Origin of the sequence: Laceyella sacchari, from assembly GCF_024927925.1 — a bacterium.
Taxonomy (GTDB): Bacteria; Bacillota; Bacilli; order Thermoactinomycetales; family Thermoactinomycetaceae; genus Laceyella; species Laceyella sacchari.
This window is the reverse complement of the sequence record NZ_CP103866.1, coordinates 135942-162359: the sequence shown is the minus strand read 5'-3', so window position 1 is coordinate 162359 and position 26418 is coordinate 135942. Positions and strand designations below refer to the sequence as shown.

Annotated in this window: 28 protein-coding genes and 1 other annotated feature; all 28 genes read right to left on the bottom strand. The window is 50.1% G+C overall.

The window, feature by feature from the left end:
- Positions 1–34 precede the first annotated feature (34 nt).
- Positions 35–1324, bottom strand: coding sequence for an exo-beta-N-acetylmuramidase NamZ family protein (locus NYR52_RS00750; RefSeq protein WP_375163188.1), 1290 nt, complete (start codon positions 1322–1324; stop codon positions 35–37).
- A 235-nt stretch (positions 1325–1559) separates the two neighbouring features.
- Complete coding sequence (locus tag NYR52_RS00745; protein WP_132223081.1) at positions 1560–1931, bottom strand: FtsB family cell division protein; 372 nt, start codon at positions 1929–1931, stop codon at positions 1560–1562.
- A 1-nt stretch (position 1932) separates the two neighbouring features.
- Positions 1933–2508, bottom strand: coding sequence for a spore cortex biosynthesis protein YabQ (yabQ, locus tag NYR52_RS00740; RefSeq protein ID WP_259436111.1), 576 nt, complete (start codon positions 2506–2508; stop codon positions 1933–1935).
- Complete coding sequence (yabP, locus tag NYR52_RS00735; RefSeq protein WP_022738746.1) at positions 2505–2795, bottom strand: sporulation protein YabP; 291 nt, start codon at positions 2793–2795, stop codon at positions 2505–2507. Before yabP ends, yabQ begins: the two co-directional genes overlap by 4 nt.
- Before the next feature lie 48 nt (positions 2796–2843).
- Positions 2844–3125 (bottom strand): RNA-binding S4 domain-containing protein, encoded by a 282-nt coding sequence (locus tag NYR52_RS00730; protein WP_022738745.1) that lies wholly within the window; start codon positions 3123–3125, stop codon positions 2844–2846.
- Between the two features lie 82 nt (positions 3126–3207).
- The gene (yabN, locus tag NYR52_RS00725; protein ID WP_259436110.1) at positions 3208–4680 is read right to left on the bottom strand and encodes a bifunctional methyltransferase/pyrophosphohydrolase YabN; all 1473 of its coding nucleotides are present in this window, start codon (positions 4678–4680) and stop codon (positions 3208–3210) included.
- Between the two features lie 48 nt (positions 4681–4728).
- The gene (locus NYR52_RS00720; protein ID WP_259436109.1) at positions 4729–6351 is read right to left on the bottom strand and encodes a putative polysaccharide biosynthesis protein; all 1623 of its coding nucleotides are present in this window, start codon (positions 6349–6351) and stop codon (positions 4729–4731) included.
- Between the two features lie 101 nt (positions 6352–6452).
- Positions 6453–6995, bottom strand: coding sequence for a stage V sporulation protein T (gene spoVT, locus NYR52_RS00715; RefSeq protein ID WP_022738741.1), 543 nt, complete (start codon positions 6993–6995; stop codon positions 6453–6455).
- A 412-nt stretch (positions 6996–7407) separates the two neighbouring features.
- Positions 7408–8403, bottom strand: coding sequence for a peptidylprolyl isomerase (locus NYR52_RS00710; RefSeq protein ID WP_132223073.1), 996 nt, complete (start codon positions 8401–8403; stop codon positions 7408–7410).
- Entirely contained in the window at positions 8393–11932 is a 3540-nt protein-coding gene (gene mfd, locus NYR52_RS00705; protein WP_259436108.1) for a transcription-repair coupling factor, read from the bottom strand. The genes NYR52_RS00710 and mfd overlap by 11 nt, the downstream gene beginning before the upstream one ends.
- A 128-nt stretch (positions 11933–12060) precedes the next feature.
- A complete protein-coding gene (locus tag NYR52_RS00700; protein ID WP_132223069.1) occupies positions 12061–12291 on the bottom strand; it encodes an anti-sigma-F factor Fin in 231 nt (76 codons plus the stop codon).
- Positions 12292–12400: 109 nt separating this feature from the next.
- Positions 12401–12973, bottom strand: coding sequence for an aminoacyl-tRNA hydrolase (gene pth, locus NYR52_RS00695; RefSeq protein ID WP_132223068.1), 573 nt, complete (start codon positions 12971–12973; stop codon positions 12401–12403).
- A 77-nt stretch (positions 12974–13050) separates the two neighbouring features.
- Positions 13051–13635 (bottom strand): 50S ribosomal protein L25, encoded by a 585-nt coding sequence (locus NYR52_RS00690; RefSeq protein ID WP_029072133.1) that lies wholly within the window; start codon positions 13633–13635, stop codon positions 13051–13053.
- Positions 13636–13771: 136 nt separating this feature from the next.
- Complete coding sequence (locus NYR52_RS00685) at positions 13772–14719, bottom strand: ribose-phosphate diphosphokinase (protein ID WP_022738733.1); 948 nt, start codon at positions 14717–14719, stop codon at positions 13772–13774.
- A gap of 18 nt (positions 14720–14737) precedes the next feature.
- Entirely contained in the window at positions 14738–16123 is a 1386-nt protein-coding gene (gene glmU / locus NYR52_RS00680) for a bifunctional UDP-N-acetylglucosamine diphosphorylase/glucosamine-1-phosphate N-acetyltransferase GlmU (RefSeq protein WP_022738732.1), read from the bottom strand.
- A 197-nt stretch (positions 16124–16320) separates the two neighbouring features.
- On the bottom strand, positions 16321–16626 hold the full coding sequence (gene spoVG, locus NYR52_RS00675; protein ID WP_022738731.1) for a septation regulator SpoVG: 306 nt from the start codon (positions 16624–16626) through the stop codon (positions 16321–16323).
- 99 nt (positions 16627–16725) lie between these two features.
- Positions 16726–17103, bottom strand: a complete 378-nt coding sequence (locus tag NYR52_RS00670) for a RidA family protein (RefSeq protein ID WP_132223060.1) — start codon at positions 17101–17103, stop codon at positions 16726–16728.
- Positions 17104–17119: 16 nt separating this feature from the next.
- Positions 17120–17935 (bottom strand): pur operon repressor, encoded by an 816-nt coding sequence (purR, locus tag NYR52_RS00665; protein WP_132223058.1) that lies wholly within the window; start codon positions 17933–17935, stop codon positions 17120–17122.
- 39 nt (positions 17936–17974) lie between these two features.
- The gene (gene ispE, locus NYR52_RS00660; RefSeq protein ID WP_132223056.1) at positions 17975–18865 is read right to left on the bottom strand and encodes a 4-(cytidine 5'-diphospho)-2-C-methyl-D-erythritol kinase; all 891 of its coding nucleotides are present in this window, start codon (positions 18863–18865) and stop codon (positions 17975–17977) included.
- Between the two features lie 176 nt (positions 18866–19041).
- On the bottom strand, positions 19042–19221 hold the full coding sequence (locus NYR52_RS00655) for a small, acid-soluble spore protein, alpha/beta type (RefSeq protein ID WP_022738725.1): 180 nt from the start codon (positions 19219–19221) through the stop codon (positions 19042–19044).
- A 124-nt stretch (positions 19222–19345) separates the two neighbouring features.
- Complete coding sequence (locus NYR52_RS00650; RefSeq protein WP_022738724.1) at positions 19346–19627, bottom strand: Veg family protein; 282 nt, start codon at positions 19625–19627, stop codon at positions 19346–19348.
- 120 nt (positions 19628–19747) lie between these two features.
- Positions 19748–20221 (bottom strand): ribonuclease H-like YkuK family protein, encoded by a 474-nt coding sequence (locus NYR52_RS00645; protein ID WP_022738723.1) that lies wholly within the window; start codon positions 20219–20221, stop codon positions 19748–19750.
- 42 nt (positions 20222–20263) lie between these two features.
- Entirely contained in the window at positions 20264–21154 is an 891-nt protein-coding gene (gene rsmA / locus NYR52_RS00640; RefSeq protein WP_132223054.1) for a 16S rRNA (adenine(1518)-N(6)/adenine(1519)-N(6))-dimethyltransferase RsmA, read from the bottom strand.
- On the bottom strand, positions 21135–21707 hold the full coding sequence (gene rnmV, locus NYR52_RS00635; protein ID WP_211341938.1) for a ribonuclease M5: 573 nt from the start codon (positions 21705–21707) through the stop codon (positions 21135–21137). Before rnmV ends, rsmA begins: the two co-directional genes overlap by 20 nt.
- 17 nt (positions 21708–21724) lie before the next feature.
- Positions 21725–22498, bottom strand: a complete 774-nt coding sequence (locus NYR52_RS00630; RefSeq protein ID WP_132223052.1) for a TatD family hydrolase — start codon at positions 22496–22498, stop codon at positions 21725–21727.
- A gap of 167 nt (positions 22499–22665) precedes the next feature.
- Positions 22666–23256, bottom strand: coding sequence for a signal peptidase I (gene lepB, locus NYR52_RS00625; RefSeq protein ID WP_022738718.1), 591 nt, complete (start codon positions 23254–23256; stop codon positions 22666–22668).
- 50 nt (positions 23257–23306) lie between these two features.
- Positions 23307–23858 (bottom strand): signal peptidase I, encoded by a 552-nt coding sequence (lepB, locus tag NYR52_RS00620; protein WP_132223051.1) that lies wholly within the window; start codon positions 23856–23858, stop codon positions 23307–23309.
- A 181-nt stretch (positions 23859–24039) separates the two neighbouring features.
- Positions 24040–26019: a methionine--tRNA ligase gene (metG, locus tag NYR52_RS00615; protein WP_259436107.1), complete on the bottom strand. Its 1980-nt coding sequence runs from the start codon at positions 26017–26019 to the stop codon at positions 24040–24042.
- 46 nt (positions 26020–26065) lie between these two features.
- Positions 26066–26301 (bottom strand) — a binding site (T-box leader).
- Positions 26302–26418 lie beyond the last annotated feature (117 nt).

The window sequence follows — 26418 nt, the reverse complement described above, 5'->3', positions numbered from 1 at the left end:
TCCGCAGTGATGTCAACAAAAAAATGGCATATTTTTAGTGCGGGATTCCCCGTGCTGGATAGAGAAGGTACTTTCCTCGTAGTTTTTTGAAATTATTCAGTTCTGCCGCCCAGGAACGTACGATTTCCCTAGCGGATTTCCCTTGGTCGATTTGCTGGCGAACTTTTTCCGTGCCGGTCATTTTATCCATCCAATAGGGTTCCCCCGATTCGCGCCATGCAAACTGGCTTGGATACAATTTTTTTACCTTTTCAATGATAGCCAGTCCCGTCAGGATAGGATCAAACGTTGCGGGATCTTCCACATGCACTTGTACACCACCCACTGTTTTCCCTTGATGTTTGGAAAAAGTAGGGGTGAAGTACGCTTCGCGAAACTTGACTCCCGGCAATCGTTCCCGATTTAGTTCCTCTGCCAACTTCCATCCTTCCACATAAGGGGCGCCGATCAGTTCAAACGGTCGCGTCGTTCCCCTTCCTTCGGAGAGATTGGTCGCTTCGATCAGTCCAGTTCCCGGATACACTTGTGCTGTCGTGACCGTCGGCATATTCGGCGACGGCATCACCCAAGGGAGTCCCGTCTGCCCGTAGGTTTCCTGCCGGCTCCAACCCTTCATTTTCACGACATGGAGTTCGACCTTCTTTTTGCCGCTTTTTGGGAAAAACCACTCATTGAATAAGGTCGCCAGCTCACCAACCGTCATGCCGTGCCGCAGGGCGATAGGGAACAGGCCGATGAAGGAGCTGTGTTTTTCCTCCAACACAGGGCCTTCTACCCGGACTCCCCCCAACGGATTGGGACGATCCAGCACATACAGCGGCTTATCGGCAATGGCTGCCGCCTCCATCACATATGCCATGGTGGAGATGTAAGTGTAGAAACGGGTTCCGACATCTTGGATGTCAAACACAAGGACATCCACATCTGCGAACATAGGAACCATGTCCACCGGATTTTTCCCATACAGGTTGGAAAGCGGAAGCCCCGTTTTCGGGTCGATCAGCTCACCCGGCGTCTCGCCCGCCTGTTCTGTTCCGCGTACCCCATGTTCCGGACCGTACACTTCCGTCACGCGGATGCCCTTGCGCAACATGGCATCCAAACTATGTTCGTAATCGGCGGTAATGCCTGTCGGATTGGTTATCAGCCCCACTCGCTTCCCAGTGAACATCTTCGGATTGGCCAACACGACATCTAAGCCTGTCAGTACCTTTCCCCTGCGCCCTTGTGCCGTTTCTCCCCCTTCATCCTTCCAAACCAGTCCAAGCGTAGCGAAAATGAGGACAAAGACAAGGGCGAGTCCCCACCAGCTGGCGCGATTGATATGGAGCACCCTTATACCCCCTTCATCGGGAGATTCTCACTGCTGATGCCAACTAACCGATCTCATACAGAATATTCATACGAACGCTTCTAGCCTAAGTTTTCTACTTAAGCACTTTTGATTCCTGCCAAAATAAAATAACCCCTTGTCTTCTCGCACAAGAGGTCACCCCCGCCACGCATAAAGAGCGCGGCAGAAGCACATCGGGCGAATGAAAGCGGATAAAGCGGCCCGATCACCGCTTGTCCGGCAACGAATATATTTGTTCACCCGGTTTGCTATATCCCATTTTGTGAGCCAATTCCAACAAATAATCCTTGCGGTGTAACTTTTTAATCTCCGCATTGATGTGGGCCGTTTTCCTTTTCGCTTCCGCCAACTCCTGCCGTTTGGCCGCCAATGCCTCTTCTTTGTCCCAAATACGGTTTTGCTGGATAATCAACTCCACCACACACCAACAGAAGATCGTGACCATGACGCCAAGCCAGATCATCCGCCGGCGCCGAACGGCGGGATGAAGCGGTTGTTTCCGTTCCTCATGTCCTTTCTCTTTTGCCACTTTCCGTTTAAATGTCAAGATATTATCGCGCGAACGCTGAAAAGGCATATTATCCACCTTTTTCTCTTTTCTTTTTCCACCACGCCCCAAACCGGCGAAGGAAGGAGCGCACTTGATCCACGTGCGGCCGCATCCTCCTCCACATCGGACGGACAAGCGGGCCCAAGAGCCAAGCTAGCGGAAGGCAAATCCATCTAATCAAGGTCCAAGCCCCCCGTGCTACCGCCCGCGCACAGATCCAGAGGCATCGCGCCATAAATGATAATGGAACATACACCATCGTGTAAACGGCTTGCCCAAGAAAATGAATCATCCATTCCACCAATTGAAACAGCACACGGATGAAACGGATGACCAACTGTGAAAACCACCTGAAGTAGAGCAAAAACCCGAGGCAGATTGCGATGAACAAATAAAAGCGCAGTTCACCCCAATTGCTCCACAACAACAAGCCAAACACAAGCAGACTGGAAATCATCCAATACAGGAGATCGATCAGGGAGACGATCCACCGTTTAAGCCGAAAGCGTTGGGTAACCACACGGTAAAAATCGAGAATGACGCCAATGAGGATACCGGAACCCAGCATCAGGCCCATCGTGGTCCATTGCGTAGCCAGAGTCACTTGAAAATCCGCCCCAGCAGCCCTTTCGCCTTCTCGCTAGCAGGCAGATGGACATCTAAATAGCTCATGTCCATGATCTGCCCCTCTATCGCGACCCTTCCCTGATCGAGATCCAAATTCTTTATGTGGAGGTCTTGTCCACGGATGCCGAGATAGCCGCAGTCGGTTTGCAATAAGAACTCCTCGCTGTCAAAGCTCTCAACGCGAACAACACCGCTAACTTCCATCACATTGCGATTGGTCAGCACGATTTCATGCCTAGGCTGGCCATGCAAATCCTCCGTCATATCAGGTACCCCCTTCCCATGGTACATGATATGGACAAAGGTCAGAAATTAGAACTCAAGCGGCGCTTCTTCCGCTTTCAAAGGTTCTTCGCGCACAATGGTGAACATATTGCCTGCATCCTCTTTTTTGGCGTTCTCCTGCAACTTTTCCACTCTCGCCGTTACCCGCTTGTTGCCGAAACGGATGCTGATCTCATCGCCGACCGCGACCGTAGTACCCGCTTTGGCCGGTTTGCCGTTCACCTCGGCCCGGCCCTGGTCGCACACCTCTTTGGCCAGCGTCCGTCTTTTCACCAATCGGGACACTTTAAGAAACTTATCTAATCGCATCTGTCGTCACCTCAGTTGTCACAAACTCGCCTTATTCATTTGTCCATGTTATGAACAATTCGTCGGACGGAAGGAAAACCCTTCATCCTTTCCGAGGATTCCCCTTTTCTTCCCGTTTGGCCTCATTCCACCACGCGTCCATTTCCGCGAGTGTCACATCCGGCCACGCACGATTTTGGCTACGCACCCGCTCTTCAATGTGCCGAAAGCGGCGTGCAAACTTCTGGCATGATTTGATCAGAGCTAACTCCGGGTCTACTTTAAGGAAGCGGGACAAATTGACGAGAGCGAACAGCAAATCCCCCAACTCTTCTTCGCGCTCCGCTGCCGTTTCGGCGCGACCCAACTCATCCAGTTCTTCTCGCACCTTGTCAAATACCTCATCCATCTGCTCCCAGTCAAAGCCTACTTTAGCCGCTTTTTTCTGTTGTTGGTAAGCCAACAGCAACGCAGGAAGCGCCTCATTTACCTGACCGAGTACCGAAGGGGGTTCGGCTTCTCCTGACCGCTCTTTCGCTTTAATCTGTTCCCAATTCGCCTTCACTTCTTCCGCGGTATCCGCTTGCGCTTCGCCAAAAACATGGGGATGGCGCCGAACCATTTTGTCATTGAGGCGACGGATCACTTCAAAAATGTCAAACGTTCCCTCTTCACTGGCGATTTGCGCATGCAACATCACTTGAAGAAAAATGTCTCCCAGCTCATCCGCCATCGCCTCTTCATCCCCGTCATGAACTGCCTCCAAAAACTCATACGCTTCCTCAATGAGATACCGGCGCAAGCTCTCATGGGTTTGTTTGCGATCCCATGGGCATCCTTCCGGGCTTCGGAGCGTCGCAATTACATCCACTAAGGTGGAAAATTGGCGATAGAGCACCCGTTCCTCAGTGACAGGCGGTACATACACGGAAGTCAGATCTGTAAACCACTCACCATGATCCAGCTCATACAATGGAAGGGTAGTCAGCTTCTCCAAGCCGGGAACACCGCATGCAGTGGCGATAGTCACGGGATGTTCATCCGGATACACATCCATTAACGTCAACTTGACATCTGAGGCAACCAAACGGTCATACACTTGCCCAATCAATACGTGAGTGCGCGGATCCAACCGGGAAGCGCTGAGGTCATTGCCATCCAATAATTGAAACCCTTCAATGGGGTCCAGCTTCAAGCTGGCGAACATCGCATCCAAAAAACTGGTTCCCCCGTGAACTTCCACCGCGATCCCTTCTGCATCCAGAAGCAATTGCACCGTCCGTTCAGCCACCATAGGATGCCCCGGCACGGCATAAACGACTGTGCCGCCCTCCCCTGCATAGGTCAGCAAACGTTCCGCTATTTCTTCATACACCGTTTCAAACCGGGCATGCTTCTCATACACGTCATCGAAACTAACATATTGGATTCCCCGTTCGCGCAACCACGAAACAACCGGATGTTGTTCTGTACGCAAGAATACTCGGTCAGCGCGTTCCAGCTCGGTCAGCGTCCCCAGCGTCAATCCATTCTCATCGCCAAAGCCCAGTCCGACAACCACGATTTTCCCGTTCATGATTCCCCTCCTGCCCGTTTTATTCAATCAACAACCCTTCAGAATTCCTCATATACGCAACCAATGCAACCGATCTAACAGCGGAAGCAGCTTGGCTTTCAACTTCGGCACCTTCTCCAGATCCTCCCGCGTCAACACCCCAAAGCGAAATGCAGCCCAGAGATAGGCCAGCATACCTACCATGACAGAAACCAGCGCGGTGACAGCCATAGCCAACCGATACTCTAACACAGGCACCAACACCGTCTCCAATCCGATTCTAACACCGCCCACAGCGACAGCCATCCACAAAGCCGCCCACAAACTACGGCCGAGGCGGAAATGCTCCCAAAGCGCCCCTCGCAAGTGCCGTCTCAACGCCCAAAGGTTGAGTCCGGCAACGAGCGCATAAGCAACCGTAGTGGCCAAAGCAGCACCGCGAATGTCCCACAGCGGCACCAACCACAAGTTGCCTGCCAATTTAACACCCACTCCCAACAACAAATGGAGTGCAGGCAAGGCAACCTGGTCAAATCCTTGCAAAACACCCGCCGACGTGAGGCTGAGCGTTGAAAACAGAATGGTGAAAGCCAAAATAGCTAACGCATCCGAGCCGGCACCGTCTTTGAACAGCATCACATTGGTGGGTAGAGCGATCACAGCCAAACCGACTGATGCTGGCAAACCAAACAGCCAAGTCAGGCGCAAAGCCAAAGATGCGCGCATGCTGGCTTCCTCCATATGTCCTGCCGTCTTGGCTTGAGCAATCGCCGGCACAATCGATAAGGCGATCGCAGTAGCGAAAAAGGAACCAAATTGAATTAAGGGTTGCCCCCGGTCAAATACCCCTTTTTCTGTAATTACCTGATCCATTGCCCAACCGGATTCAGCCAACAGATTACCGACCGTGAAAGAATCCACCAGAGAATACAACGGCAAGACCAACGCCCCGATGCCGATGGGAATCGATAAAACCAAGATGCGCACCACCAGCTGTTTGGTGGATGGGTTCGCGGCTGTCATGGCCGCCGGTTCCGGCCGTACGGGGGTGGCATATCGCTTCCAATACACCATCAGGATGAGCAAAGCGGCGACCGCTCCGGTTGTCGCACCAAACACCGCACCAGCCCCGGCATAAACGTAACCAAATCCCGCCTCCATAAAATACCAAGCAGCGACCAAAATCGTCACTACCCGTACCAATTGCTCCATCACTTGCGAAACAGCGGTCGGCAACATATTTTGCTGACCTTGAAAATACCCCCGGATCGCTGATAAAAAGGGCACGATAATCAGCGCAAATGATACAGACCGTATCGGCATGGTCAACAACTGGCGGCTTCCCATCCAGCCGGCAATGGTTTCCGCCCCCACGAATAGAATGACAAAAAAGAGACAACCAATCAAAAGCAAGGTGACGGAAGCCACGCGAAAAATTCGGCGGGCCATATATGGATTTCCCTCAGCCAAGCGCTCTGACACCAGCTTGGAAATCGCCGTGGGAAACCCCGCCGTCGCAAGGATCAACAAAACGCTGTACAGCGGATACACTTGTTGATACACATACATGCCTTCATCGCCAGTTATATTTTGATAGGGAACGCGGTAGACGGCCCCCAAGATTTTGCTGATCAACGCTGCCAAACCCAAAATGGCCGCGCCGCGGACAAAAGATCGCTCCGCCTTGGACATCTTGCCTCCCCCTTCACGTCACATTGCTATTCATTATACAAGAGCGCAAAAGGTTGGCAAAGAAAAAGCAGGTTTATTCACCTGCCAGTCAAAAGTAGAAGCTATTGTTCCATCTGCTTTCCAAGGAAGGAAGCCGCGGTGCTGGCCAACTTCACTTCCAGCTCTCCCAAGCGTTCCCCTTCTTTCTTGGTAAAAATAATTACCGCGCCGATGGGGTCCCCGCCAGCATTGATTGGAACCACCACATAGGATTGGTATTCTTCAGTCAAGCCTTTGAACAATTCCACAGTCAACGGATTGCTTTCAAGATGCGTGCGCCGTTGCTCCATGCACGCTTCCACGGTATCCCCTATCGGCTTCTCCAAATATTCCCTTTTGGAAGCACCCGCTACGGCAATCACGCTGTCCCGGTCACAAATTACGGTAGCGTATTGAATATTTTCATAAAGGGATTCAGCGTATTCTTGGGCAAAATCCCCCAATTCACCAATGGGTGAATACTTTTTCAGAATCACTTCACCGTCGCGGTCAACAAAAATCTCAAGCGGATCCCCCTCCCGAATCCGAAGCGTCCGACGAATTTCCTTGGGTATCACCACACGGCCGAGATCATCGATCCGACGCACGATGCCGGTTGCTTTCATAGGAAACGTCCTCTCTTTCATCTGATGTTATGCAAAACTCCAGCACTTCACTTATGATTCCTTTATTGGAGATAGGAAGTGTCACCTAATTTGGTTGAATTTGTCCTACCGCCCATAGTATTGTTCTGCTTCCAAAAGTTTATACGACAATAACATACATAAAAAAAACGGCTCCCCATCTGAAATGAGGGCCGTTCATAAAGAAAAAACAGGAAGTTTCCTCCCTTTGAACTTGCTGGCAAAAGGAGCCTGGCGTCAATGTTTGCGTTTTTGTACAATGGCCTTTGCGCAAAAAAGCGAGGTGGCTGATTCAACACGCTTCAGCCACCCCGCTCTTCCCCGCAGGGTTATTCACCGCTTGCACAGCAAACGTCACCCTGCATGTCGCTGCCAGTCGTCCTGGCAACTTCCTTTATTTCAACAGGGACTTAAATCCGATCTCTTTAACCACCGCTTCGTACACTTCTTGTTTCTTCGGCTGTTTCACTTGGTCGTCAGCTGTCGCCAGCGGTTCTTTTTTACGCTCCAACACCTTCAACACATGATAGCCGTAGCTGGTTTTGATCGGATCACTGATCTCATTTAACGGCATTTCTTTAGAAGCCTTTGCGAATTCCGGCACGAATTGGTCAGCCGAACCTTCAATCATCCCCGCACTGTTTTTGGAACCGGGGTCGTCAGAGTATTCCTTGGCCAATTTGGCGAAGTCGCCGCCTTTTTCCAGCTTCTGTTTCACTTCTTCAGCGCGTTTCTTCGCTTCGGCGTCGGTTCGTTTTGTGCCTTGTTGCCCGTCTTGTCCATCACCTACAGAAACCAGGATGTGTTGCACTTTCACCCAATCATATTTCTCATCTTTCAACTGTTCGTTGTAATATGCATCCACTCTGTGAAAATTATAGAAGAAGTCTTTCAGCTCGTCTTTGGTAAATCCTTTGCCATTAATCGCTTCATCCAGGCTTTTCGGTTGTTTTTGCCCGTCTTGTTGCGATTGGGGTTGGTTTTTGAAGGAGCCTTCGATTTCTTTCATGGTCTCTTCGGTCTTTTTCTGATAGGAATCATCATCTTTGACCAATCCAGCCATGTATTTCCGTGCAGCCACTTCTTTGGACAATTCAGTTTTGATCTTCTTCTCTTGATCTTTCATCGATCCCATCATCATCGCAAGTTGAGGATCCAAAAAGGCCACAATATTGATGTAACGGTGGAGTTCGGCTTCTGTGACCTTCCCTCCCTTATACTCTGCCACCACTTTATCGCTGTTCGTTGGCAAGGGTTTAAATTCAGCTGGGGCTTGGCTTGTGTTGTTCTTGTCATCTTGCTTTTCTTCTTTGGCCCCGCCGCAACCGGTCAATACCAGCGCACTCGCCAATAAGATGGTTGCCGTTCGTTTGACCCATTTATTCAACATTTGCCTTGGCTCCTTTCGATTTGGGGACGTCTTTATATTTTATCAAAAATTGTTCAATCATTTCTAATGCCATTTTGGCAGACATCCCTTTGATTTTAAATATAATCCCCATTCGTTGCCCTGTGGAGAAGCGAATTTTACCTGGGAAGTCCTGCGAAATCATGAACAGTTTTTGCCCATCGATCTGATTCGTTTGTTCAGGCTCCAATTTAAGCGCAATCTCTCCGTCTTTTTGTTCGATGGCATCAATCCCGTAGAGAATGGCATAAGCCTTGATTTTGGCTACTTTGAGCAACATCTGTACCGGCTCCGGCAAGTCGCCAAACCGGTCTTCAATCTCTTCTTCCAAGTCATTCACTTCATTTAAGTTGGTCACGCCACGAATCTTTTTGTACAATTCGATTTTCTGTTTCTCATCGCGAATATACTCGGAAGGCAGATAAGCGTCAACATTGAGATCGATCGTCGGCTCTTTCGGTTCGGCCTCCGTCTGCTTACCTTGCAACTCAGCGACCGCCTCTTTCAACATCTGGCTGTACAATTCAAATCCGACTGTCGCAATATGCCCGTGCTGTTCGGCCCCCAGCAAGTTCCCTGCTCCGCGAATGGACAAGTCCCGCATGGCGATCTTAAAGCCAGAACCCAATTCGGTAAACTCTTTGATCGCTTGCAGGCGTTTCTCTGCGGTTTCGGACAACACTTTGTCACGCTGGTACGTGAAATAGGCATAAGCAATCCGATTGGAACGGCCCACTCGCCCGCGCAACTGATACAATTGAGACAAACCCATTTTGTCGGCGTCATAGATAATCAAGGTGTTTACATTGGGAATGTCCACACCCGTTTCGATAATGGTGGTGCTGACCAACACGTCATATTCGCCGTCAAGGAAGTCTAACATCACTTTCTCCAATTCATTTTCCTGCATCTGCCCATGTGCTACCGCCACGCGCGCTTCAGGAACCAGCATCCGAATCTGCTCAGCCATCTGGTCGATATTCTGGACTTGGTTATAAAGAAAATAGACTTGCCCTCCGCGAGCCAACTCCCGTTCGATCGCTTCTCGCACCAAGGCACCCGAATACTCCAGCACATAGGTTTGCACCGGAAAACGATTTTCTGGTGGCGTCTCGATCACCGACAAATCGCGCACCCCCATCATCGCCATATGCAGGGTTCGCGGAATCGGCGTAGCTGACAACGTAAGTACGTCAATGTTGTGTTTCAGCGTTTTGATTTTTTCCTTGTGCTTCACGCCAAAACGCTGCTCTTCGTCGATGATCAGCAAGCCGAGGTCTTTATAAGCCACTTCTTTGGACAACAACCGGTGCGTTCCGATGACAATGTCTACCGTGCCATTCTTCAGCCCTTCCAATGTTTCTTTTTGTTGTTTACGCGTGCGGAAGCGGCTCAGCACGTGAATTTGCACTGGGAAGTCAGCAAAACGCTCGCGAAAAGTCTCATAGTGCTGTTGCGCCAAAATCGTCGTCGGCACCAACACCGCCACTTGTTTCCCTTCCATGGTCGCTTTGAACGCGGCCCGAATGGCCACCTCCGTTTTTCCGTATCCCACATCTCCGCACAACAGGCGATCCATCGGTTGCTCGCTTTCCATGTCCTTTTTAATCTCTTCAATAGAACGCAGCTGGTCTGGGGTCTCTTCATAAGGAAACATCGCTTCAAACTCTTTTTGGTACGGCGTATCCTTGCTAAATGCATACCCTTTGGCCTGTTGGCGTTTGGCGTACAACTCAATCAGATCTTGGGCGATATCCTGCACCGAAGAGCGGACTTTGTTTTTCACCTTGCTCCATTCACTGCCGCCCAAACTGTACACCTTGGGTGTTTTCTCTTCGCTGCCGATGTATTTCTGCACCTGGTCAATCTGCTCGACCGGAACATAAAGTTTATCGTTGCCTGCGTATTGGATGTGCATGTAATCCTTGTGCATGCCGGCCACTTCCAGCGTTTCTATGCCGATGTAACGCCCAATCCCATGGCTGACATGGACAACATAATCCCCAGGTTTTAATTCCTGGTAATCTTTGATTTTTTCAGCATGATCCAATTTGGTGCTGCGACGGGTGCGACGTTGCTTCTGGGTGAACACTTCCCCCTCCGTCACCACGATGAGGCGGATTCCCCCCATTTCAAAGCCGGCTTGCAATGCACCGATCGTCACTGTTGGTTTGCCCGGCAACAACTGATGCAAAGCCACATCGCGGTTTACTTCCATTCCGTAGTCAGCCAACACCCGTTCCAACCGCTCCATCCGTTCTTCGCTGCTTGCCAAGAATAAGACACGGTAGTTTGCTTTGACCCACCGATCCCACTCCGCCTTGAGCACATGCATCTGACCGTGAAATTGTTGCATGCTACGGCACATCATCTGAATGATGTTTTGCGGTTGGATGCCTGGAAGTTGCCGCATAAACAAGGACAAGTAAACCCGTTGGTGCGTCACCTTCGCGAGCAAATCATCCAATTTGAACGATATTTTCAACTGGGGCAAAAACTCCCCTTGCGACAGAAGGGCTGTTTGCCATTCCCCTTCCTCTCGCTCCATTTGGCGACCGTTTTCCATGATCCGAGACGGTTCATCCATCACGACAACCGCGTCTTTTGGCATGTACTGCAACAAATTCTCACACTCGGGATAAATTTGCTCCACATATTTGTAAATCCCGGTGAAATACATTCCCGATTTCAGCTGTTCAATATCATAACCGATCGATTCGGTCAGCTTTTGCTTCAAGCTTTCGTCTTTCACCTCAGAAAGCCTTGCTGATAAAAGCGTTTCCACACGCATGCCGGCTTGTCGGAGCCGCTCAGAATCTGCGAACAATTCCCTGGCTGGAGGAATCACTGCCTCCGTCCATTTATCGATGGAGCGTTGGTCAGCAACCGAAAACGGCCGGATCGAATCCACCTCATCATCAAACCATTCTATACGGAGCGGCTGGGCAGCATTGACCGGATAGACGTCAACGATCCCACCCCGCACACTACATTCTCCCGGTTTCTCAACCATGTCCACGCGCTGGTAACCGATTTTCACCAACTGCTCCACGAAGGAGTCAATTTCTTGCACAGTTCCTACTTTTAGAGAAATATGGTTTTGCGCAAATATGCTGTGTGGTGGAAAACATTTTCTCAGACCTGCAAAAGGCACAATGAGCACGCCAGTAAAACCTTGGGCCAAACGGGATAAGACATCAACTCTTTCACCCAAAGTTTCATGACCTGCCATCGCGATTTCCGTGGTAATCAATTCATTCGCCGGATATAAAAGCACTTCTTCCTTGGGAATCAGTTCCTGCAAATCTTCCGCGGCTTTTTGTGCTTGGTTCAAATTATGCGTAACCAAGAGCACTGGCCGCTTCAACTCGTGATAAAGGGCAGCCACATAAATCATCCTTGCCGTCCCTGTCAACCCCGCCACCAACTGTTCCCTTAACCCGCCTTGAATCCCAGTCACCGTCGACTGAAAATCATGATCTTGTCTAAATATATGAATCAACGGTATCAACAAACGTTCCTCCTCTGATATATTCAATACAAAAGAAGCCTCAGCTAGCAACAGCCAAGGCCGTTCTTTTTCTAATTTATCAGAAAAAAATCAAGTATCTAATCATGCGCGTGTCAACGATTGTTAAGTTAATGATAGAGAGAAGGATACAATAGACGCTCCGGGTGTGATTCCAACACTTGTTGGCACGACTCACAGGTGATATTCACCACCTGATTTCCGGCTGCATCATTGGTTATTATATCTTTCCGCTCTTCCGGGGTCAACTGATCGAAGCCCAATTGTGATTCTGTGGCTTGTCCGTCCGCGATATGACCCAGCGGCAGGCGGCAATGACGACATACATAATAAATGGCCATGGCAATGCCTCCTAGACAACCATCCTTTGCCCTTAGTATTGCCCCCCGCTGGGGAGTTATACTTGTGAAGCGCGCCATGGCTTTGGCAAATTTTCGCCCATCATCAATATTATTCACCGGGCTTGGTGTTGTATCGGTTCATCGCTTCTAAAAACGTCTTATCCAACCAACAGTTGATCGCTGATGCTGAACGCTCCACTGCATCGGCCATCAACTCCAACTCCGATTTGTGGAAAGGGGATAACACATAATCAGGAACCGTCATTCTTCCCTGCGGTCGGCCAATGCCGATTTTGATGCGTTTAAATTGATCCGTCCCTAAATGTTGGATCAATGATTTCATCCCGTTGTGTCCGCCCGAACTGCCTTTTAAACGCAACCGAATTTGTCCAGGGGGCAAATCAAGGTCATCATACACCACAACCAACTCGTCCAAGTCGGCTTTCAGCCAATCCATGGCCGGGCGAACCGCTTCACCCGACAAATTCATATAAGTGAGGGGCTTCATCAAAATCACTTTTTCCCCCCGGACCAACCCTTCGCCCACTTCAGCTTTCCACTTTTCTTTATTAACCGCAATTCCCCACTCTTCACTCAAGCGGTCAATCACCCAAAACCCGATGTTATGGCGAGTCTGGGCATACTTGATACCGGGGTTACCCAGCCCGACGATCAGTTTCATCTTCTTTTCCCTCCGTTGGCAATCCGTTAAAAAAGACGCAACAACATCCGTTGCGTCTTTATATGCAAGCGGAACCGCTATTCGCTCTGCTCCGGTTCCGGTGTTTCTTCTGTCTCTTCCCCTCTGACCGGGGCAAGAATGGAGGCCACAGGGGTCTCCCTATCTGTCAACAACTCCACTCCAGCCGGCAAAACCACATCCGTCAACGTGATGGAATCGCCGATGTCCAACTGGCTGACATCCAGTGTCACTTCTGATGGCAACCGGTCAGGAAGGGCCCGCACTTCAACCATGCGCAGGGATTGGTCCAACATGCCCCCGTTTTTAACGCCAGTCGCATCCCCACTCAACACAAGTGGGATCTCCGTCGTAATCGGTTCGTTCATCGTCACACGTTGCAAATCGACATGAAGCAATCGAAGCTTAATCGGATCCACTTGGACATCGCGCACCATCACCTGATACTGTTCGCCATCCAGGCTGGCTTGGAACAACCCTTTGGTTTCCGCCGCTTTCCGAAGCTCGCCTTCATCCGCGCTGAACAGCACGGGTTCCATGCCGCGTCCGTACAACACGCCTGGCACTCTGCCACTTTTGCGCAATGCGTTTAAAGCGCCTCGTGTGTTGGTTTCCCGTTTGTTCAATGGTATGGACAATGACATATCCATCCAACCCCTTTCTTTGAAAGGATGATTTCCCTTCACTAGAGGTTTTAAACATGGATGGTGCAAATCCTTCGCGAGAAAGCGATTTCTTTGGGCAACTCAAACCATCGCGACGCGAGGTCACCCTTGCTGCTTAATCAAACAGGGTGCTCACCGATTGCTCTTTGTGAACGCGCATGATCGCTTCACCCATCAGGTTGGCCACAGACAACACTTTGATTTTATCCAATTGCTTGCTTTCCGACAGCGGAATGGTATCGGTGACCACCATTTCAGTGATATTGGATTCGCGGATCCGGTCGATGGCTGGGCCGGAGAATACGGGATGCGTACAACAGGTATAAACTGCTTTCGCACCGTATTCCAATAGGGCATTGGCCGCCAAGGTGATCGTTCCGGCCGTGTCGATGATGTCATCGATGATGATCGCGGTTTTTCCTTTAACATCCCCCACGATATTCATCACTTCTGCCACGTTTGGCTCGGGACGGCGCTTATCGATGATGGCGATAGGCGCTTCCAGACGCTCTGCCAACCGCCGCGCGCGGATTACGCCACCATGGTCAGGGGAGACGACAACGACATCCGTCAACCCTTTGCCTTTGAAATAATCGGCCAAAATCGGAACACCCACCAAATGATCGACTGGGATGTTGAAGAATCCTTGGATTTGGGTTGCGTGCAAATCCATCGTAATGACCCGGTCGGCACCAGCTGTTTCGATCAGGTTGGCCACCAGTTTGGCGGTAATCGGATCACGGGCCCGTGCTTTGCGATCTTGGCGCGCATAGCCGTAATAAGGAATCACGACATTGATCGTGCCGGCGGAAGCACGACGCAAGGCATCCACCATAACCAAGAGTTCCATCAGGTGTTGGTTAACCGGGTCGCATGTCGATTGGATCACATAGACGTCGGAACCGCGCACGCTGTCATCCAACTTAACATGAATCTCCCCGTCGCTAAATTTGCCGACATGGGCATTTCCCAACGGAATCCCGATATGATTGCAGATCGCCTGCGCCAAAACCGGATTCGAATTGCAACTAAACACTTGTAAGCGAGATGTTCTCTCTGACATAACGAACCGTTCCTCCATCTATTCGTTCTTAGAAAGCTTGTTTTTCAGTCTAGTAGCGTAGTTTTCTTTGTTAGTCTGACGTTCTCGTGCAATCGCCAGCGCTTCTTCCGGCACATCTTGGGTAATCGTGGAGCCTGCCGCCACATAAGCGCCTTTTTCAACCCGAACGGGAGCGACCAAGTTGACGTTGCATCCGATAAACGCCCCATCTTCGATCACTGTTTTATGTTTGCGGACCCCGTCGTAGTTGACCGTCACTACGCCGCATCCAACATTCACGCCTTCTCCGACTTCGGCGTCACCCACATAAGCCAGATGAGAAACTTTCGAGCCACGGCCCAACTTCACTTTTTTCAAGTCGACAAAACAACCCACTTTGGTTTGTTCGCCCAGCTCGGTACCCGGACGGGCATAAACGTATGGTCCCACCGTCGCATCTTCGGCAACGTGGCTTGCATCCATCACCGTGTAGCGAATGCGTACGCCATCTTCGACAACGACGTCGGTCAAATCAGCGTTAGGCCCAATGTGGCATCCTTCCCCGATGACCGTCCGCCCCCGCAAAAAGGTCCCCGGCTCAATCACGGTGTCGGCGCCAATGACAACATCAGACTCAATGTAGGTGTTGTCCGGATCAATAATGGTAACGCCGTTTTTCATATGTTCGCGGAGTATGCGTGCCTGCATGAACTTCGCCGCCTGTGCCAACTGAATACGATCATTGACACCCATGGCTTCATCAGCGTCGCCAATCACTTGAGCACCAATCGTATGACCTTGTTCGCGTAAAATGGAAATCACATCAGGAAGGTAGTATTCACCTTGTGCATTATTATTATTGACTAATGAAAGAGTGGAAAACAGTTGTTGATTATCGAAACAATAAGTCCCTGTGTTGATCTCGTTAATCAACCGCTCTTCTTCTGTTGCGTCTTTGTGCTCCACAATCCGGTCAACCTGTCCGTCTTCCCGACGCACAATGCGGCCGTATCCCGTCGGATCGTCTAACTTCGCCGTGAGGATGCTCGCCGCCGCTCCAGACGCGCGGTGCGTTTCAATGAGTTGATTCAAAGTCTTGGCGGTGAAAAGTGGATGATCCCCGTTGAGGACGAGTGTGATGCCTTCTTTCCCCTTCAACAGCGATTCGGTCTGCATGACAGCGTGTGCGGTGCCCAACTGCTCTTTCTGCTCAACAAACTGCACTTGTTCACCCAGATGCGCCTCTAAGCTTTCTTTTAAATGCCCCACAACCATAATGGTCTTCTTCGCGTCCAACTGAGACAATTCTGCCAAAATGTGGTCAATCATCGGTTTGCCGCAGATGGAGTGAAGAACTTTATGTTTTTTGGACTTCATACGAGTTCCCTTGCCCGCAGCCAAAATCACAGCATAAATATGTTGCATGACAAAAAGCGCCCCCGTTTCTCAAAACTTCCTCCCTGAATATATCCCAAATACTTGGCCTTTGCAACCAACCCAACCACGAACATATTTAAAATATAAAAAGAACCATTATATAAAGGATGAGAAACGACTGCGATGCAATCAAAAAGCACTCAACCTGCAAGAGGATGAGTGCTTTCCTGCAATCTTGTTTATTCTCAGGCATCCATGTGTACATGATGATCCAATGATCCGTTCTCTGCTTCCAATTCTCCAGCACGATGATATTCAGCCAACACAGCCGCCTCGATTTTTTCCCGGCTGAGTGGGGAGATTGGATGCGCAATATCGCGAAACTCCCCGTCTGGCGTGCGCTTGGACGGCATAGCGACAAACATGCCGTTATTGCCATCAATCACACGGATATCATGCACTACAAATTCACTATCAATCGTAATGGAGGCAATTGCACGCATACGACCTTCGCGATTTACTCTACGCAAACGAACATCAGTAATTTCCACCTGGTTCCACCACCTATTTCCAATGATGACTCAAAATACCTATTCTAGATGGAAGAACCATTTCCTTCTATCGACAGTATTTTTATGGAATTTTTTTACTTATCGTTTGCGGGCGATCACTTCCATTTCAATCAGCACATCTTTGGGCAAGCGCGCCACTTCCACGCAAGAACGGGCTGGTTTGTGCTCATTGAAATATTCGGCGTAAATGCGATTGATGATTTGAAATTGGTTCATATCCTTGATAAACAGGGTCGTCTTGATCACATGGTTCAAATCACTGCCGGCAGCCGACAAGACAGCTTGGATGTTTTTCAGGACTTGGTGCGTCTGTTCTTCAATTCCTTCGCCCACCAATTCACCAGCTGGTGTCAGCGGGATTTGACCCGATGTGAAGATCAGATCCCCCATCTCCATCGCTTGCACATACGGACCAATCGCTTGTGGCGCATTGCTCGTTTCTACTTTTACCAACATATTCACACGCTCCTTATCAATGAAATGCGTTGCCTGTTTCCACACGAACCATTCTCTCTTTCACGTCGATGGCTGCCACTTGGGCCAGTGAGACATAATCTTCAACCAACCGCTCCTCCGCTGGCGCCTCCAACATTACCCCGACGCCAACCACTTCCGCCTTAAATTCCGTCAGCAAATCCATCATGCCCCGTACCGTGCCGCCCGCTTTCATAAAGTCATCGATGATCAGCACGCGGGAACCTTCAGGCAAGCTGCGTTTGGACAATGACAACTGTTGCATGCGTCTGCTGGACCCGGAAACGGTGTTCACCGTTACCACCGATCCTTCTGTCACCCGGTAATCATACCGAGCGATTACTACAGGAGCACGCAAATACGAAGCCGTGGCGTAAGCGATGGGAATTCCTTTCGTTTCCACAGTCATCACCACATCAACCGGCTTTTCTGCAAACACTTTGGCAAAAATGCGGCCGATGTCATCAAGTAGCGTAGGATCGCCCAAGAGATCCGACATATAGAGGAATCCCCCCGGCAAAATACGATCTGGATTAGACAATTTCTCGCATAATCGGCCAATCACCTGAAGCGCGTTATCGTTGCTTATGCTCGGTATGTAGCGCACACCACCCGCCGCACCCGCAACCGTCTCCAGTTTTCCGTTCCCTTCTGCTTCCAACACCTCGTGAATGATATCCAAATCCTCGCTGATGGAAGACTTGGCCGCTTGGTATTGCTCAGCGAAGGTGGTAAGCGGAATCAAGCGGTACGGTTGCGTAAGCAAGTGCCGGGTGATGTCAACCAATCTGGCACTTCGTTTCCACTTTTCCATGCCCAACCTCCGAAGCCTAATATTCTTGATCGAAATATATCATTTTGTTCGGACATCATCAAGCACACTTTCGCGGCGGACACCCAACATCCTGACGGCAAACACTTGCTGGCAAAAACCCCTCAAACTGTTTACCATTCTAACAGCGCGCGATTCTTGCTTCACCAGCGCAAACACCGTGGGGCCACTGCCTGACATCAACACCCCATCTGCCCCGAACCGCAGCATTCTTTCCTTTAATTGTCGCACGTCCTCATGCATGTCCATCGTCACCGGTTCCAACACATTTCCCAAGTGACGAATAATCCCGTCATAATCCCGCTTCTTCACCGCTTCGATCATGCGGCTCGTCTGCGGATGGTCAGTGATTTCATGAACCCGTAACTTCCCGAACACATCTGCCGTGGACACCCCATGATTGGGTTTAGCAAGAACAACCCAACATGTCGGCGGAGCAGGCAAAGCAGTCAACACCTCTCCTCGCCCCTGGGCCAACGCCGTGTTGGAATAAATGCAGAATGGCACGTCTGAGCCAATCTCCGCACCGATCTCAGCCAACTCCGCATCACTCAGACCCAATCCCCACAGCCGGTTACATCCGCGCAAAGTGGCCGCCGCGTCACTGCTTCCACCTGCCAAACCAGCCGCCACTGGAATCCGTTTATCTATATAAATATGTACCCCTTTATCGCATCCGGTCTTTTCTTTTAATAACGCCGCCGCTCGGAAAGCCAGATTGCGTTCATCTTGGGGGACCAAACCAGAACTCGATTCCAATGTGATCGACTTGTTTGTTTGATATAAGTCGATACGATCAAATAAATCGACCGTGGTCATAACCATCTCCAATTCATGGTAACCATCCGGCCTTTTGAAGAGCGCATCCAGTGTTAAATTGATTTTTGCTGGTGCCTTCTCGGATACAAACAAACTCGTTCCCCCTATTCTCTCCTGCTATGTATTCTTCATTGTGACGTGAACCGCGGCAAATTTGCAATATGTACTTAAAGATTTTCCTTATTTTATCATGAACCGATTTTTCCTTAAGCAAACTCGGTCTAAAATAAAAAGCCCAAGAGGCATCCCTCTTGGGCTTCAAACCCTTCCTATCTTGAATCTTTGTTCACCAGCTGTGCTTCAGCCAGTTGGATCGCCCGTTTAACCATGTTGCCGGCGTCACGCGCCTTGATTCCTCCCCAACCTTCACGTTGAACGACATCATAAAAACCAAGTTCTTTCGCCAACTCCACTTTCAACTCTTCCGACATGACACCTCGACGAGCCATGTGACGATCCCTCCTTGTGGATTCAAGAATCCGGCTAGGGTAGAGGTAGTATATCCAACAAATGGCTCTTTATGTAAACGCTTTCAGCCTACGGTAAAAAAAGAACACATCAACTGTGTTCCATTTATTGCGTTGCTTTCACATATTTTACTTGAATCTGTTCACTCTCCGCCGGATAGACGGTCAGCTCCACAGACTCAGTCAAAATATCAGCGTAACTATAAGAAACACGGCTAAAAGCATGGTCTTCGTCTAATTTGACAACGAACACGGATGGATAAGTCTCTTCCAAAATCCCTGTCCGTTCTACAGTCTTGCGACGCCCACTATTGGCGCGCAGACGAATTTTCTCCCCAATGTAGCCATCCAGAGTGCATTTAATCTCTGTAAGCGCGTTTTTGCCCATTGGTCGACCACCTCACTTATAGAAGATTATACTACAAGCAGGTCGCAAAGTCAAATTAGGTATTATAGCAGGGAGACAAACAATCTGTCAACGGGTACCTTGTACATTTTTTGACCCTTTTTACTTCGTGAAGCGGTCGGCCACCGCACTGGCGGCAAAAGATTCCGGCTTGATTTTTGCCGTATACCCAACAGCGGTCACCCAGCCCACCACTTCTTGAATCAGCTTTCTCGTCTCACCTTGCTGCCCCACATCCAGGTGAATTTCCATCGGAATGTTCACGCCGAAGCCGAAAAAGCCCTTTTCCTTCAACAACTCGACAAACTCCAGACTGTACTCGGTCTCACGGTAGATCCGATAGCGCAATTCCCGCATCGCTTTGTGACGCTTCTTCGTATAATAAAAGACCGCACCCTTTCCAATCCGCTGTACGATGATGGCCGTCACAAAGATCGTTTCTTTTTCCCGCGTTTGCGAATCGGTTCCGATAACGATTTTGTAATTTGCCGTTGGCTCTTCATGGATATACGCTTGAATATCAGATATCATCTGTGCCAAGCTACGCCGTCCATGACGGGGATGGAAAAAGTTCACGGAATACCCTCCATCGGATCAGATTTTGATCCGAGAGGCGTGTCACGATAGAGTTGTCAGTTTTTGGTCGATTACATCAACGAGTGTAGCGAATTCTTCTAGATTCAGTGTTTCTCCGCGCCGCTTCGGATCAATGCCGGCTTCGTTCAACCACGCTTCCACCTGTTGCTTGTTCACTCGCGCAAACAGGGTGGCATGTAGCGTGTTTAATAACGTTTTGCGCCGTTGTGCAAATGAAGCCCTTACGATTTTGAAGAACAATTCCTCATTCTTCACCTCGACCGCTGGACGCTCACGCAATGTCAAACGCGCCACAGCGGAATCAACCTGGGGTCGGGGGACAAACACATGGCTGGGCACTTTGGCCACTTCCTCCGCTTCAGCAAAATATTGAACCAACACCGACAGCGAGCTGTAATCCTTGGTGCCCGGCTTGGCCGCCAGCCGATCGGCCACTTCTTTCTGGATCATGATGACGATATTGGTCAGCGGGTACCGCTCCGTCAGTAACCGGATCAAAATGGGGGAAGTGACATAATAAGGGAGGTTGGCAACTACATGGAGCGTCTTCATATCCCGCATATGCTCTTGAATCACCGCTCCCAAATCGACTTCCAACGCATCCCCATGAATTATTTCCACGTGAGGTTGATGTTGAAACAACTCTTTCAACACCGGTACCAAACGCTGGTCCAATTCCACTGCCACCACTTTGCCAGCCTGCTCGGCCAGCCGCTCGGTCAGAGCACCGATCCCCGGACCGATCTCGATCACTCCAGAATCCTTATTAAGCTCAGCCGCGCGTATAATTTTGTTCAATACATGGGAATCCGTGAGGAAGTTTTGGCCCAAGCTCTTTTTCAATTTCAAGCCATAGGCGTTCAACAGCTCCCTTGTTCTGGCAGATATCGGTTTATGATTCATCGACTGCATCCTTTCCCACACGTTCCAATGCTTGGAATATCTCTTCTCTGGTAATGCACAGCACTTGTAAACGGCGATAAAATTGCTTGGCATTGCCATACCCGATGCCGAGCAACTCTGCGACCTCCCGCCTTAGCTCACTGGAAGCAGGCTGTCCCACAAACCCCAGCTCAATGTATTCTTCCCAAGTAAGGGGAGGTTCATCACGCGGGTCCGTCCATTCGGTGCGAACAGACCTTAGCGCTGCCCTGATGGCATCTGGGCTGGCATGCTCCACCCCGACCTTTCGTTTGCCGCGAGCCTCGTGCTGGGCCAAGAAAGCGTGCTTGACCCCTTCTATTTCCCGAGAAATAATGCGGCGAATCCGCTCACCCGCATGATCGGGGTCAGTAAACACAATCACGCCTCGACTCGCCTGAGCCCGCTTGATCTGCGCCAAGACTTCCTCTCCAATCGCCGATCCCCGCGTCTCAATGGTATCTGCATCCAGCGCACGCTTGATCGCCAAGGTGTCGTTTCGCCCTTCAACAACAATAACTTCTTTCAATTTCGCACTGGTCAATGACTGTACCTCTTTCTTTACGGCAACCTAAACAACCGTTTTGCATTCTCCTGTGTGGCTTGAGCCAGCTCCTCAAACGTTATGCCCCGAAGCTCCGCAATCGTCTCAGCCACCAATCGTACATACCCGGTTTCGTTCCGTTTGCCCCGGTAAGGGTGTGGCGCAAGATATGGGCAATCCGTTTCCAACAACAGTCGATCCAAGGGGACGTTCCGGGCAATTTCTTTAGGTAAGGTGGCGCGGTTTTTGAATGTAACAGGACCTCCCAATCCGATCATGAAGTTAAGCCGCAAGCATTCCTCCATGATCGCCAAATCTCCACCAAAACAGTGCATGACCCCACCTACCTCGTCTGCTCCCTCTTCCTTGAGGATTCTCACTACATCTTCGTGGGCATCGCGATCGTGAATGATGATGGGATAGCCCGTTTCACGGGCGATGGCAATTTGTTTGCGGAACACTTCCGCCTGCACATCGCGCGGCGAGTTGTCCCAATAATAATCCAATCCCATTTCCCCCAACGCCACCACTTTGGGATGCTCGGTCAATTCTCGAATCCAAGCTAAATCTTCCTCTGTGCAATCTTTGGCATCATGTGGATGCCAACCCACTGCCGCGTAAATGAAATCATACGTTTCCGCCAATTCCAAAGTCGTGCGGATCGTTTCACGGTTATAACCGACATTGACAATCGTCTGAACACCGAATTCTTCACGCGCCCGTCGGATCACTTGGTCGCGATCGTCCGCAAACTTCGGATCGTTAAGATGAGCATGGGTGTCAAACAACATAACTGCATTAAACCTCCTTATTGAATCAATTTCTTTATAGAAAACCAGTCAGCAGACCTTAGTTAACGGGGGCAAACAGCGGGAACGGGTCTTGCCAGGCACAATCGATGTCATGCCAGGCAAGACCCGCCTTCTCAGTTTTGCACCGCGATGGCCACGAGCCGGCGTCAATGCGCCAAACTTGTCGTCGCTGGCGCCTTAGGGTCCGCGGTTGACACCGGGTCCCCCGGCAAAAGGCGCATCCGCTTCACCGGCAAAACCACGACATCAGCGCGGCCCACGATCTCCTTCAGTGATACCGGCCCGATCATGCGGCTGTCTTTGCTGTTGTTGCGATTGTCTCCCATCACATACAAAGAATTGGCGGGAACGGTGGTGGGTTTATAGTTCGTTCCTTCGTTCATCGGCCCGTTAATGTAAGGCTCGTTCAACGCGATACCATTACGGTAAACCTTGCCGTCTTTAATCTCGATCCGGTCCCCCGGCAATCCGATCACCCGCTTGATGAAATCCCGTTCCTCCGCAGTGTGGAAGACAACGATATCACCATACTCCGGCGTGCTGACCCGATAAATCCATTTGTTTACAATCAGCAACTCTTCCCCATCCAGGGTCGGTTCCATCGAAGCCCCATGCACTTCATACGGGGCAAATAAAAACGTGCGGATAACCACGGCGATGACGACGGCCACCAAGATGGCAGCAATCCATTCCAATACGGTCATCCAAGAATTGGACGAGCTTTTGGTCTCTGACATTCATAGCCCTCCTGTAACCAGTTCTGGCGCATGTTCGTTCTGGTTTGCGGTCAGCGGGAGCCGACGGGCTCTTGACCCGTGAGTACCTTGGTATGTTTGATTGGCAACACAACCACATCGGCGCGGCCCACCACTCGCGACAGCGGAATAGCTCCCAGATCACGACTGTCCCTGCTGTTTTCACGATTATCACCCAACACGTACAGCGAACCCTTCGGAACCACGATCGTCCGGGCATCGTCCCGGGTGTAAGTCATCCCTTGGATATAAGGCTCGTTCAGCATCTTTCCGTTTCGATACACCTTGCCATTCTTGATCTCAATCCGGTCACCCGGCAAACCGATCACTCGCTTGATGAAGTCGCGCCCTTCTTCGGCATGAAACACGACAATATCCCCATAAACTGGTTCATGCATGCGATATGACCATTTGTTCACGATGATTTTCTCGTCATTCATCAATGTGGGTTCCATCGATGCGCCGTGCACATCATAAGGACTAAACAGGAAAACCCGAATAATCCCGGCGATCACCAGCGATACGGCAATGGTGCCCACCCACTCGAAGGTGGATCGAACCGCAGATGAGCTTTTCTTTATCATTGTAACCTCCTTATCCAAGCGAAAATCTTGCAAGGGCATATAGGCTGATCGGTGGAAGCCGCCCTCTTTCCCTAATGGGACGATGAACGAGCAAATGAAGGGGGGCACCGGTATTCGGCACGGGAACCAGACGGTGTCTGATTGCACCACCAAAACGATGATTCCCCCCGCTAGAATCGGTCTACTTCACTTTGGAACCGTTAGGAATATCGCCCGACACAGTCGCCAGCACCAAACGATCTCCTTGAGAAGCCGCCAAGATCATCCCTTGGGACAGTTCACCACGCAATTTGACAGGCTTCAAATTGGTTACGCAAATCACCTTTTGTCCCACTAATTCTTCTGGACTGTAATGCTCGGCAATGCCCGAAACCACTTGCCGTTTCTCTTCTCCCAAATCGAGTTGCAACTTCAACAGGCGATCCGCTTTAGGTACGCGATCCGCTGCGACAACTTCCGCCACCCGTAAATCTACTTTGCCAAAATCTTCGATGCCAATGATTCCTTCCATCTCTTTTTGTTCCTCCCGTTTTGCCTCTTTTTGCTTTGTGTTTTGCTCCTCCGCGGCTGGAGTTGCTGAAGTGGTCATCCGATAAATGGCTTCAATCTCTTCTTTTGCATCCAAGCGTGGGAAGATCGGATTACCTTTTTTCGTTTGGGTTCCCGGACGCAATCCACCAAATGCGGCCAAGCTTTCCCATGAGGTCTGTGGGCCTTCTTCCAAGCCCAATTGTGCCCACATCTTAGACGGGGTTTGCGTCATAAACGGCTGGATCATGATGCTGACCATTCTCAGCACTTCAAGCAGATGATATAGCACCGAACCGAGGAGATGGTGCTTGCCTGGATCTTTGGCCAAGTTCCACGGCTGAGTTTGCTCAATATACCGATTCCCTGCCCGTACCAACTCCCAGATGGCGGTAGCGGCAACAGAGAATTGGAATTTGTCCATCTCTGTTTCCACGCGCTTGACCGTATTCAGCGCCAACTCCCGGAACGCCTCGTCGTATTCCGTAGCACCTTCGACCATCTCCGGCACAACCCCTTGATGGTACTTTTCAACCATGGTTAAGGTGCGGTGCAACAGATTGCCCAAATCATTGGCCAAATCGGCATTCAGCCGTTCAACAAACGCTTCTGGGGTAAAAACGCCATCTGATCCAAACGGCACTTCTCTCATCAGGAAATAACGCATTGCATCCAAACCAAACCGCTCAATCAACGGAACGGGGTCAATCACGTTTCCTTTGGATTTAGACATTTTCTCCCCTTGCACCAAGATCCACCCATGGGCGAACACTTTCTTCGGCAACGGCAGACCGAGCGCCATCAAAAAGATGGGCCAATAAATGGTGTGAAAGCGAACAATCTCTTTTCCAACCAAATGCACATCCGCTGGCCAATATTTCTTATACTTAGCGTCATCGCCAACGCCGTATCCCAGCGCAGAAATATAGTTTGTCAACGCATCCAACCACACGTAAACGACATGCTCAGGATCATCAGGCACTTTGATGCCCCAATCAAACGTGGTGCGAGAGATGCTCAAATCTTCCAAACCGGGTTTGATAAAGTTTTGAATCATCTCGTTTTTACGGGATTCCGGCTCAATGAAACCGGGATTCTCCTCATAGAAACGCAACAGGCGGTCGGCGTATTTGCTCATGCGGAAGAAATAACTCTTCTCTTTGATTTTGCTAATGGGGCGGCCGCAGTCAGGACAAAGCCCATCCTGGACTTGGCGGTCGGTGAAAAACGCTTCATCGTCCACACAATACCAGCCTTCATACTCGCCGAGGTAGATATCCCCTTGCTCCAATAATTGCTTAAAGATTTTTTGTACGACTCGCTTATGGCGCTCATCGGTGGTGCGAATGAAATCGTCATAAGAGATGTCGAGTTTTTTCCACAACTCTTTAATACCCGCAACGATCTCATCAACAAACGCTTTCGGTGTTTTGCCTTCTGCTTGCGCCTTTTTCTGGATTTTCTGACCATGTTCATCCGTGCCGGTCAAGTACATCACATCGAAACCCCGAAGTCGTTTGTACCTAGCGATCACATCACCAGCTACAGTTGTGTAAGCATGACCGATATGTAGTTTGGCACTTGGGTAATAGATGGGTGTCGTAAGATAAAAGGTTTGTTTCTGTTCACTCACTTTTCCCCGCTCCTTTCAAATACAATATAAAAAATCCCGCCCACACAGTTGGGGCGAGATTGTTTCACGCGGTACCACCCAATTTCAGCATCGCCTAACAAGCATGGCGATGCCCTCATTCAAAACCCCTAACGCGGGTTCACGTTCTTTCCTACTCAGATCAGCATTTCAGAAAGAATTCTCCAGGGCCATGTTCATTAGCTTCGGCTATGCTGGCTTTCACCTGATCCAGCTCTCTGGCGATAGCACCCACTAACTACTCTTCCCCTTCACAGAAGCTCATAGGTATACGAACTTTCTCACTTCATCATTATACATCATTCTATTTCGGCCGCTCAAGCATCGACACAATTAGTTTAACCGTTCTGTTGGTTTTTTATGACATTTTTCTGCAACCTG